Origin of the sequence: Sphingobacterium sp. 40-24 (genome assembly GCF_001899705.1) — a bacterium.
GTDB lineage: Bacteria > Bacteroidota > Bacteroidia > Sphingobacteriales > Sphingobacteriaceae > Sphingobacterium > Sphingobacterium multivorum.
On record NZ_MKWH01000057.1, the window covers coordinates 12106 to 23564 of the forward strand.

The 11459-nt window shown below is 38.9% G+C and carries 12 protein-coding genes; 3 read left to right on the forward strand and 9 right to left on the reverse strand.

The window, feature by feature from the left end; genetic code table 11:
• Positions 1-190: 190 nt before the first annotated feature.
• The 7 genes from rplI to BGP15_RS20985 form a co-directional block, all read right to left on the reverse strand.
• Positions 191-634, reverse strand: coding sequence for a 50S ribosomal protein L9 (gene rplI / locus BGP15_RS20955; protein ID WP_046671751.1), 444 nt, complete (start codon positions 632-634; stop codon positions 191-193).
• Between the two features lie 15 nt (positions 635-649).
• Complete coding sequence (gene rpsR, locus BGP15_RS20960; RefSeq protein ID WP_028071347.1) at positions 650-913, reverse strand: 30S ribosomal protein S18; 264 nt, start codon at positions 911-913, stop codon at positions 650-652.
• A complete protein-coding gene (rpsF, locus tag BGP15_RS20965) occupies positions 913-1281 on the reverse strand; it encodes a 30S ribosomal protein S6 (protein WP_046671750.1) in 369 nt (122 codons plus the stop codon). Before rpsF ends, rpsR begins: the two co-directional genes overlap by 1 nt.
• 148 nt (positions 1282-1429) lie before the next feature.
• On the reverse strand, positions 1430-2308 hold the full coding sequence (gene dapA / locus BGP15_RS20970; RefSeq protein WP_046671749.1) for a 4-hydroxy-tetrahydrodipicolinate synthase: 879 nt from the start codon (positions 2306-2308) through the stop codon (positions 1430-1432).
• A 37-nt stretch (positions 2309-2345) separates the two neighbouring features.
• The gene (gene ligA / locus BGP15_RS20975; protein ID WP_286770678.1) at positions 2346-4370 is read right to left on the reverse strand and encodes an NAD-dependent DNA ligase LigA; all 2025 of its coding nucleotides are present in this window, start codon (positions 4368-4370) and stop codon (positions 2346-2348) included.
• A gap of 119 nt (positions 4371-4489) precedes the next feature.
• Positions 4490-5521 (reverse strand): glycosyltransferase family 2 protein, encoded by a 1032-nt coding sequence (locus tag BGP15_RS20980; RefSeq protein ID WP_286770679.1) that lies wholly within the window; start codon positions 5519-5521, stop codon positions 4490-4492.
• Positions 5518-6384 (reverse strand): lysophospholipid acyltransferase family protein, encoded by an 867-nt coding sequence (locus tag BGP15_RS20985; RefSeq protein ID WP_046671746.1) that lies wholly within the window; start codon positions 6382-6384, stop codon positions 5518-5520. The genes BGP15_RS20980 and BGP15_RS20985 overlap by 4 nt, the downstream gene beginning before the upstream one ends.
• 87 nt (positions 6385-6471) lie before the next feature.
• Here BGP15_RS20985 and BGP15_RS20990 point away from each other — a divergent pair, with 87 nt between their 5' ends.
• Positions 6472-7083, forward strand: coding sequence for a WbqC family protein (locus BGP15_RS20990; RefSeq protein WP_070566052.1), 612 nt, complete (start codon positions 6472-6474; stop codon positions 7081-7083).
• 63 nt (positions 7084-7146) lie between these two features.
• The gene (locus BGP15_RS20995) at positions 7147-7833 is read left to right on the forward strand and encodes a hypothetical protein (protein ID WP_070566050.1); all 687 of its coding nucleotides are present in this window, start codon (positions 7147-7149) and stop codon (positions 7831-7833) included.
• 2 nt (positions 7834-7835) lie between these two features.
• Here BGP15_RS20995 and BGP15_RS21000 read toward each other — a convergent pair whose 3' ends face one another.
• Both BGP15_RS21000 and BGP15_RS21005 read right to left on the reverse strand, forming a co-directional pair.
• Positions 7836-8840, reverse strand: a complete 1005-nt coding sequence (locus tag BGP15_RS21000) for a YihY/virulence factor BrkB family protein (protein ID WP_070566046.1) — start codon at positions 8838-8840, stop codon at positions 7836-7838.
• A gap of 35 nt (positions 8841-8875) precedes the next feature.
• Complete coding sequence (locus tag BGP15_RS21005; protein WP_286770680.1) at positions 8876-10642, reverse strand: AMP-dependent synthetase/ligase; 1767 nt, start codon at positions 10640-10642, stop codon at positions 8876-8878.
• 261 nt (positions 10643-10903) lie between these two features.
• On the opposite strand from BGP15_RS21005, the gene BGP15_RS21010 reads away from it, so the two are divergent.
• Positions 10904-11404 carry a hypothetical protein gene (locus BGP15_RS21010; protein WP_070566042.1) on the forward strand — a complete coding sequence of 167 codons (501 nt, stop codon included), beginning with the start codon at positions 10904-10906 and terminating at the stop codon, positions 11402-11404.
• Positions 11405-11459 lie beyond the last annotated feature (55 nt).

The window sequence follows — 11459 nt, forward strand, 5'->3', positions numbered from 1 at the left end:
TTCGATAGTTTAAGAGTTGTTTTTTTGAAAAAAAATAGAGATTGATAAAGATTTTCCCTTTCAAATACCCTAGATTATGCCTCGCGTTGCTCTCCGTAACGCGAGTTTTTTTTGGGGGTAAAGTAGGGGTAAAACAAAAGCGGCTATCCGAAAGGATAGCCGCTTTATATTATTGACTAAATAAACTGAATTATTCAGCAATTACTTCGAAAGGAACTTGAACTTTCACTTCTTTGTGTAAGTTTAAGTTAGCGATGTATTCACCTAATTCTTTAGGTTCAACTTCGAAAGTGATACGACGACGATCTACATCAAAACCTTTTGCTTTCAACGCATCAGCAATTTGGATGCTGTTTACTTTACCAAAGATTTTACCAGATTCACCTGCTTTAGCACCAATTGAAAGTTTGATAGCTTCCAATTTACCTGCTAATTCAGTAGCGTCTTTTTTGATTTTTTCTTGTTTGAACTGAGCTTGTTTGATGTTCTCAGCTAAAACTTTCTTTGCAGATTCAGTCGCTTGGATAGCAAATCCTTGCGGGATTAAGTAGTTACGACCGAAACCTGGTTTTACATTAACGATATCGTTTTGCTCACCTAAGCCTTTGATATCTTGTTTTAAAATTACTTCCATTCTCTATCGTCCTCCTTATTTAATTGCATCAGCTAAGTAAGGTAATAAGCCGATGTGACGAGCACGTTTAACAGCTTGAGCTACTTTACGTTGAAATTTCAAAGATGTACCAGTTAAACGACGAGGTAAGATTTTACCTTGATCATTTACAAATTTCATCAAGAAGTTAGCATCTTTATAATCGATATATTTGATACCATTCTTTTTGAAACGACAGTATTTTTTACGGTTGTCCTCTACTTTAGGAGCAGTTACGTATTGGATATTTTCGTTAGCCATTAGTTTGCGCCCTCCTCAGTTTTAGTTTCAGCTTTTTTGTTGAATGCACCGCTACGTTTTTTCTCGTTGTATGCTTTGGCATGTTTGTCTAAGCTTACAGTCAAGAAACGCATAATGCGCTCATCACGTTTGTATTCAACCTCTAATTTATTGATTAATTCACCTGGAGCCTTGAATTCAGTTAAGTGATAAAATCCAGTAGTTTTTTTCTGGATTGGATACGCTAATTTTTTCAAACCCCAATTGTCTTCAGCGACAATCTCGGCTCCGCCTTCTGTTAAGATGTTTTTGAATTTTGCGATTACTTCTTTCGCAGCATCATCAGAAAGCAACGGGGTAAGAACGATTACAGATTCGTACTGTTGCATTTTGTTAATTAATTTTGTTATTTAAAATTCCACTTTTGTGGAAGTGCAAAGGTAGTTATTATATTGTTATGTTGCAATGCTTTGAAATAAAAAAGTTTAGACCCTTTCCTGGGATCTAAACTTTTTCTCAAACGAATTCGACTATATCTTAGTTCAATTTCTTTAATTCTTCTTTGATAGCTGCCTGGATTTTTTCGCTAACAGGCACTAAAGGAAGCCTTAATTGATCTTTTCCAATCCCCAATTCCTGCAGAATGTATTTTACACCAGCTGGGTTTCCTTCAATAAAACATAGATCTGTGATGTTAAGAAGTTCATTGTGGATTGATCTAGCTTCGGCATAATTGCCTTCAGCACATAACTTCGCTAATGTGGCTACCTTTTTCGGTAACGCATTTCCGATCACTGAAATGATACCAGCAGCGCCAAGCGACATCATCGGCAAGGTAACCGGATCGTCTCCGGAAATCAATAGAAATTCTGCTGGTTTATCCCGTAGAATTTCGCTGAATTGTGCAAAATTGCCGGAAGCTTCTTTGATGGCTACGATATTCGAAAAATCATTGGCCAGTCGCAATGTTGTCTGTGCTGTTATATTGCTACCCGTACGTCCAGGTACATTGTATAAAATAACCGGAAGTGGAGAGGCGCTTGCAACAGCCTTATAATGCTGGTAAATGCCTTCTTGTGTTGGTTTGTTGTAGTAAGGAGATACCGATAGAATTGCGCAAAAACCTGTTGGATCAAAGTTTTTAATTTGCTCCACAATTTCGGCTGTATTATTTCCACCAATTCCAGCAACCAAGGGTAGTCTACCGTTCACGCGCTTGACAGTAAAATCCCAGATGCGCTTTCGTTCATCATTGGTTAAAGTGGCAACTTCTCCAGTTGTACCTAAAGAAACCAAATAATCCATACCTTCGTTGATTTGCAAGTCAATTAGCTGACCTAATGCTTCGAAATCAACAGATTCATCTGAGTTAAAAGGAGTGACTAATGCTACTCCTGCGCCGTGAAGCTCGTTCATCTTGTTTTTGTATTTATATAAATTTAATTAAAAAAACTTACTTGGGATTAATGAGTTCAAATAGTTCTTGATCATTAATCATCGGGATACCCAATTTTTCAGCCTTCGCTAGTTTGGACGGTCCCATTTTATCTCCTGCCACGAGATAGCTTAGTTTGGCAGAAATGGAAGATAACATCTTTCCGCCATTGCTTTCAATTACAGCTGCCAGCTCTTCACGTGAATGTTCTGCAAATACACCGGAAATCAGAAAAGTTTTCCCTTCAAGTGAATTGCTCGCCAGGATAATCTCCTTTTCCTCAATTTCGAAATTTAAGCCATAATTCCGCAGTGCAAAAATCTGTTGTTGATGAATTGGATTGTCTAAGTATTCTTTGACGCTCTCCGCGATACGGCGTCCAATATCTTGTACTCCTTCGATTTCTTCTGTTGAGGCTTGGGCTAGCGCATCAATATTTTTGAAATGCTGCGCCAATTTTTTTGCAATTGTCTCGCCGACATGACGTATTCCAAGCGAAAACAAAACTTTTTCAAAGGGTTTTTCTTTGGATTTTTCAATGCCATTGAGCATGTTATCGATTGATTTTTGACCGAAACGTTCCAGTTGTTGTAGGTCATCTTGATGGTCTTTCAGGCCATAGATGTCAACGATGTTGTGTAGCAAACCTTTCTTGAAGAAAGTATCCACGGTCTCATCTCCCATTCCTTCGATATCCATCATTTTTCTTCCGATAAAATGTTGCATTTTGCCAACAATTTGCGGCGGACATCCAGTTTCATTCGGGCAGTAGTGTACTGCTTCCCCTTCTTGCCGTATAAGTACTGTGCCACATTCCGGACAGGAAGTCGGGTAGACAAAACTTGTCGATCCCGATAACCTTTTGTCGAGGTTTACCCCAATTATTTTAGGGATAATTTCGCCCCCTTTTTCCACAAAAACAGTGTCATCTTCGTGTAGGTCGAGACGTGCGATTTCATTTGCATTGTGTAAGGAAGCGCGTTTTACGGTTGTGCCTGCCAGCTGTACAGGTTGAAGATTGGCAACAGGTGTAACAGCGCCGGTACGTCCAACTTGATAACTAATCGAGTTAAGAATGGTTTCTACACGCTCGGCTTTGAATTTATAGGATATTGCCCAACGTGGATTTTTGGCCGTAAAGCCAAGCTCTTCCTGTTGTGCGTAATCATTTACTTTAATAACGATTCCATCAATTTCATATCCTAGGTTGTGACGTTCGACATCCCAATAGTCAATAAATGCAAAAACATCGGTTAATGTGCTGCATTTTCTGCTATGCTCGCTGACGTGGAATCCCCAGTCTTTGACATGGTTTAAGCTATTCCAATGATCGTGAAATAGATTTGTTCTGTTGTCGCAGTACAAAAAGTAAAGGAAACAGTCCAATGGGCGCTTGGCAACTTCAGCAGAATCTTGGAGTTTGATGGTTCCAGAAGCGAAATTTCTTGGGTTGGCATAGGTTTGCTCCTCATTATCGGCTCGTTCCTTATTCAGGCGGAGAAAAGCTGATTTATGCATAAATATTTCACCTCGTATTTCGAATTGATCTGGATAATCTCCTTCTTTGAGTTTGATCGGGATAGAACGAATCGTTTTAACGTTGTTGGTGACAACATCGCCTTGTGTACCATCCCCGCGTGTAACGGCTTTACTTAGTAAGCCATTTTCATAAGTCAAGCTGATGGATAAACCGTCAAATTTTAATTCACAAACATACTCGAACTGATCGCCGATGATTTTGCGGATCCGCTGGTCGAAGTCAAGTAATTCCTCCTGATTGTATGTGTTGCCCAATGAAAGCATTGGCCAGCGGTGTTTTTCCGTTTGAAATCGGGAGGTAATGTCTCCACCAATACGCTGTGTAGGGGAGTTGGGGTCGGCAAAGTTGGGATATTGAGCTTCCAGCGCTTCGAGTTCCTTTAATTTGAGGTCGAAGTCGTAGTCCGAAATAACACTGTTCGCCAATACATAGTATTGATAGTTATAATGGTTGAGCTCTGCCGTTAAGTCTTTTATCTTTTTTTCAATATCCATCACCAACATTTTGCAAAATTACAAATAAAAAGTACGTTTAAATAAAATAAATAAAGAATCTTGTTGTAATGACTGCTTTATTTTTAAAATGCGGTTTTCTGCATTTTGTGTTTTGGGAAAATAATATGCTATTTAAAATCCTCTGGATTTAGCTGTGAAAATTTATGTTTGTTATTTGTGTAAAAATCAATGATAATTGATTTTCTGTAATGCCCTTTTGTATTTTCTTTCGCCTTGTATTTTTTTCGTTTTTTAGCATTTTTGAAAATATTCAAGAAGAAATACTGATGCGCACGACTGATTGCCCAAGCATCCTTAGGTTTTCTGTCGATCAGAAACTTAGCAAGGGCAGCAAAGTCAAACCAAAGCCTGATGAAAATAATCCATATGGCTTTGCCTAACGGAAGGTTTTTTTGCAGCATGACCATATTATTCCTAAAATTGAGGTAAGTCTTTTTGGGATTACTTGCATTGAGGGTTCCTCCACCAACATGATAAACAACAGATTTAGGGCAATAACCTATGCCGTAGCCCATTTTCTTTAATCGCCAACACAGGTCGATTTCCTCCATATGAGCAAAGAAATCTTCATCAAGGCCATCTGCTTCCTTCCAGGCTTTTGAGCGAATAAAAAGCGCAGCTCCAGATGCCCAAAAGATCTCAGATTCCTTATCGTACTGTCCCGCATCATCTTCTACGTCATGTAGGATTCTCCCTTTGCAGAATGGAAAGCCAAAGTAATCCAGATAGCCACCGGCGGCTCCGGCATGTTCGAACTTCTGCTTGTCATGAAATGAGCGTATTTTTGGCTGTGCTGCTGCCAGGGAAGGGTTTCTTTCCAAGTACTCAATCACTGGTTCAATCCAGTTTTGGCTCACTTCGACATCCGAATTCAGGAGTACATAGTAATCAGCATCTACACGCTGCAGTATTTTGTTATAACCTCCTGCGAAGCCATAGTTTTTATCATTTTCAAGTATAGTAATCGTCGGATAGTACTGTTTCACAAATGAAATTGAATCATCATCGGAGGCATTGTCTCCAATGACAAATTCGACATTCGGATACGAACTATTATATACGGATGGCAAAAATTTTTCCAGGAAAAATCGACCATTCCAATTGAGGATAACGACAGCTACTTTGGGTAATTTACTCATTTTCTACGTTTTCTTTTCCAGCGATTATGTGACCATAACCAATATTCTGGGTTTTCACGAATAAGCTGTTCAGCAAATTGATTGTGTATATCGGTAATTTCATGCTCGCCAAAGCCACTTGGATCTTCGATTAAAGTAACGAATTTACAGAAATACTGCCCTCTTTTGGGCTTTCTTCCGATATAACAATAGACCACAGGTGCTTTACTTATTCTAGAAAGTCTTTCGGCTCCTGTATAGACCAATGTTTCCTGATTTAGCCAATTAATAAAATAATCGGAATCCGAATACAGCGGTGTTTGATCCGCAACGAGTATACTGATATTGGGCTGGCCCTTCAACTTGACGATATGACGGAGTATTTGTTTCATTGGTACCATTTCGGCGCCAAACCGTCCCCGCATGTCATTGTACACCGTGTCAATGTCTTTGTTGTTGAGTGGTTTGTATACTATCAGTGTAGGGAAGTTTGTGATTAAACTCAAACGGTGAATACCAAGCTCCCAATTGGCATAATGTGAAGTCACCCCGATTACGTTTTTGCCTGCCTCGAGGTGTCTCGTCAATTCTTCTACATCTTCCAAAGTCATCTTTTTCTTGACTTCCTCAGCCGTAATCGTTTTCAATTTGATCGATTCGACAAGGAGATCCGGGAAAAAACGGTAAAACTTTTTGGCGATAACCAGGCGTTCTTTATCCGTTTTTTCTGGAAAAGCATTCTTTAAGTTTTGAAATACAATATTCTTCCTATATCCAATCATATAGTAGAGTATGTAATAAAGCCCATCGGAGATCAAATATAGAAACCAATAGGGGAGAAGAGAGATGATATAGATTAATGCGTTTAACGCTTTTTGTTTCATGCTATAGCTAAAATTCCCAGTGTTCTTTACAAATATCCTTAATTTAAGTTATTTTTGCGTCACTTATAACAAAAATCATCAGTTTTTATGGAATCGCAGTTATTACTTCCGGCATGTTATCTTCCACCAATATCTTATTTTCATACAATACAAGAGCATAATCTTCCTTTGTTCATCGAGAAATACGAGCATTTTCAAAAGCAGAGCTATCGTACGCGGGCACGCATTGCTTCAGCAAATGGTGTGCAGGATTTGATCGTACCCATTCAACATGGCAATAAAGAACGAGTTCCCATGAAAGATATTCGGATAAGTTATGAATTTAACTGGCAACGTTTACACTGGTTAAGTATACAGACCGCTTACCGGAGTTCTGCATATTTTGAGTATTATGAGGATGATTTTATACGGTTTTACGAAGGTAAATATGACTATCTCGTCGATTTTAATGTGGCACAGCTGGAGCTTATTCTAAAATCAATCAAACTTAAACGAACAATAGGGTTTACAGAAGCGTATGTGGCCGAGCCGTTAGAAGCGATCGATTTCCGCAACCTTATACATCCCAAAAAAGAAAGTATATGGCCTGATCCAAAAGAATATTATCAGGTTTTCTCTGATAAAAATGGATTTTACCCAGATTTGAGTATTATCGATTTGTTGTTCAACCAAGGGCCGCAATCAAAAAGTTATCTATAGTCGGACGATTTTTTGAACAAAATGCGTTTAATATTGTTGTTATTCAATATTGAACGCATTTAAATGAAACAATTCTTTTTTACTTTTCTCCTTCTTTCTTTGTGTTGGAGCTCTATACGGGCTCAGGGCGGCGTTGATACGATACATTATCGAAAAGTTTACTATTGGGGTACAACCGGAATGGGTTTTCCGATCGGGAAAACCAAAGATATACTTTCGCCAAAGTTTTCGGGTAGTATTGGTTTAGATATATCCCTGAAAAATTCAATGTTTTTTGTATCCCCCACGCTTTATACACTTTCATTTAAGTACAAACAACCCTTAATTGATCCCGATTTCGAATACCGCATAGAAGATGCCAATACGAATTTCTATACTTTTTCATTCTCGGGCGGGATTAGGAAACAGATGCGTAGACTGAATATCTACGGTTTTGCTGGGCCTGGCGTTGGTCTGGCGAGTGAGCCGAGAGCGCGTGTGCTGGCAGATCAAAAGCTCGTCAAGATGGAGAATAAAAATCATCTGAATTTTTCCAGTAAATTGGGGGCTGGCGCAGATTACAAATTTAATGGCTTCTTTTTAGGGCTCGAACTTGGTTATCTCCATAATTTTAGGAAGATACAGGATAGGCCTGTTAATATTTTTACCGTCATGATCGGGTTAAAATCCGATATCACGCAGATTGGAGACAAAGTCATTGACGTCATCGGTATAGACGGTTCCATCAGTGGTAAAAAAGACAAAAAATAAATTTATTGTTTTAAGACCTGAATGGTGTCTCCAACATGTGCTTCGGCGTCGCTTCCTGTTTTTTTAACTTTTTCCGTCTGTTCAACCGCTACCGCAAATGTGGAAGGCACAATGCCCGCGCCAAATTTAATGGCATAAAACTTGGTGAATTCTGCCCCAAAATACAATATCGCAGCCGAATAGTAGATCCATAATAACATGACAATTATCGATCCTGCGGCTCCATAAAAGCTGGCTGTGGAAGAGAGATTCAGATAGATTGAAATGCCGTACCGGCCTAACATGAAAAGTAAACCTGTAAAAATGGCTCCCCCGAGCATGTCTCTGAATTTTACTTTGGCATCGGGAAGGAAAGAAAAGATAAAGCCAAATAAAATGACAATGACCGAGAAAGTGATGCCTGTATTTACCCACGAGATAAGCGCAATGGGAATAAAGGGAAAATAGGTCATAACTAAATTGGTCACGGCAACGATAACTCCATTGATCATGAGTGAAGCAATTAGTAAAAAGCCCAAGGCGATCACGATGGAAAAAGAAATCAATCTATTGATGATCAATTTTAACCAGCCTTTTTTGGGTTTCGGTTTTACTTTCCAGATATTGTTTATGGAGTCTTGTATATCAACGAATAAGGTCGTAGAGGAGAGAATCAATGTAACAATGCCTATCGTGATCCCCATATTAGATTTATTCTCGAAAGTTATCTTTTGAAGATAGGACTGGATCTGCGTTGTTACATCCTGTCCAAAAAGAACCATGACTTCCTCCAACACCTGATCCTGCGCCGAAGATCCACTCTGAAGATGTTCTCCGTAGAAGAAGCCGATACACCAGATCACAATCATAAGAAGTGGGCCGATGGAGAAGACAGTATAGTAAGCCAATGAAGCACTCTTCTTCATACATTTGTCATCATTGAATCCATTAAAGGCATCAACTAAGACATGCCAAATGTTTTTCCAGTAGGCGAGTGTAAATAAATCTCGTAGTGTAACGTGCTTCATAATAAGATGATCAGCCCCAATAATCGTGCAAATTGCTATTCTTGGTTTTGTTCCTGATACAATTTGTCGATTACGGCTTCGTTCTCTTTTAAAATAATTTTTCGTTTTAAACTCAATTTTGGTGTCAATTGACCGTCGTTGATTGTCCATTCCTTTGGAAGAAGGATAAATTTCTTGACAATTTCCCAATGCCCAAAGTTAGTAGATAATCGGTTAATTTCTTCCTGATATTTTTGGATTACTTCTGGATTTTTGATGATTTCTTCGTTTGAACCACTGGAAATACCTTTTTGGCTTGCCCATTTTGACAGCACATCAAATGCAGGAACAATCAAGGCTCCAGGAAATTTTCTATTTTCTCCGAAAACCATGACTTGTCCGATTAAGGTAGATTCCATGAGTTTGTTTTCAATGGATTGGGGGGCAATATATTTACCACCTGCCGTCTTAAACATTTCCTTTTTTCGATCGGTGATTTTAAGGAAACCATCGGATGTTATTTCTCCGATGTCGCCTGTTTTGAAGAATCCATGATCGTCAAAAGCCTCTTTCGTGGCTTCTTCATTTTTATAATAGCCAGTCGTGATACTAGGACCTTTGACAAGGATTTCGCCATCTGAAGCAATTTTAACTTCTAAGTTTTTGAGGGGTTTCCCTACTGTCCCAAATTTCAATCCATTGGGTAGGTAGGAGTTTACCGCAATTACGGGGGAGGTTTCAGTTAATCCATAACCTTCGAGCACTTTAAGTCCAGCAGCCCAGAATACACGCGCTAAACGTTCTTGAAGGGCAGCGCCACCTGACACGATAATTTTAATATTTCCGCCAAGAGCTTCTTGCCATTTGGAAAATATGAGTTTTCTAGCAATCGCAAGTTTGAGATTGTAAAGCGGTCCATTTCGTTCAGGTTCTTGAAATTTCAGGCCGAGATCAACAGCCCAGAAGAAAATTTTCTTTTTTAATCCCGTTAAGGCTTTCCCTTTTTCAATAATCTTATCGTATACTTTTTCCAGTACACGCGGTACTGTGGTGAAGACATCCGGTTTGACATCGTTGATATCGGCAACGACATTGTCTAAGGTTTCCGAAAAATAAATCTGAATTCCTTTCGAATAGTACATATATACTACCATGCGTTCAAAGATATGGCATAGCGGAAGAAAGCTTAGCGCCGTTTTGAAATCTGATCGGATGAGATGATTGCAGGCCAAGACGTTGCTGTATACATTTTTGTGGGACAAGTATACGCCTTTAGGGCGTCCTGTGGTACCTGAAGTGTAAATTAAGGTTAGCAGATCATCTTCTGTGACTGCATCACGAAGCGGAGCTAGATCAGTTGAGTCATCTTTTGCTGTTTCGATGAATGTTTTTAGCTGGGTATAATTTTCAATGGCATCAAAAGTATACAGTTGTGGGTGTATACCGTGCTCCCTGATCGCTTGTTCAATACGGTTTGTCAATTCGCTGTTGCTGACAAAGAGTACATTGACATCCGAGTCATTCACGATAAATGAAAGATCCTGTGCAGATAATGTGGGATAGAGGGGAACAGTTGCGAGACCGATTTGATTGCAGGCAAAATCAACTAAATTCCATTCGGGACGGTTGCCGGACATGATTCCGACCCGATCACCTTTTTTGAGGCCTAGTTTCAGTAACGCCCTGCTTAAGGTGTCAATCGCGTCGGTGTACTCTCTGGTAGAATACGTTTTCCACTGGCCGTTTCCATCTCGACCTGCCACCATGATGTCCTTTGCGTATTTTTCTTTATATAAGGTTATAAAGTCAAAAATTCTGCCCATATCACTTGAGTTTATTTGGTTACTACTACATGCTGTATTGATCTAAATATACAGAAATAAAGTTGGATAATTCGGGATTATTGTCATAACAAATTAAACATTGTTTCGTTATAGCTGTAGTGGATATTTACTCTATTGAAAAGGTCCTTCATAGGGGAAGTTCTGGTAAATAGTTTTTATGTGCACTGCAATTATATTGCATATAAAAAGCAATTTATCTATGTTTGAAAAAAATGTAAAGCAAAAAAGCGTACGATTTTTATGAGAAAAATATTTTTGGCTGTCGGTGGAATGCTGATGTTTGGAGCATTATCCAATAGAGCTATGGCTCAGTTGGACAATAAGGGTGCTATTGGTGGACGTTTTGGGTCTGCTCAGGGAATTACATATCGTCATACGCTTAACTCGGACCATGCATTGGAGGCTATCATGAGCATTCAGAGCAATTCTGATTTCCGCCGTTTCCGCGTTGTTGGTTTATATGAAATCTATAAACCATTGACTGGAGGATTCAATTGGTATTATGGTTTCGGTGGTAGCGTAGGCTCTTATAAAGAGAAAGATAAAATTATAGATGGTCAACGTCATTCGTTTGACTCACAACTCAATTTAAGTATCGACGGTATTGTTGGTATTGAATATAATATTCCCCAAGCTCCATTTCAGATCTCATTGGATGTAAAACCTTATTTCGATTTTCTAAACGAATCCAGTATCAAATTATTTGATCCGATCGGTTTTTCGGTAAGATATAAATTTTAAAAAAGAATAGCGGGATCTCCCGCTATTCTTTTTTAATTTTAATACTAGTACTTTC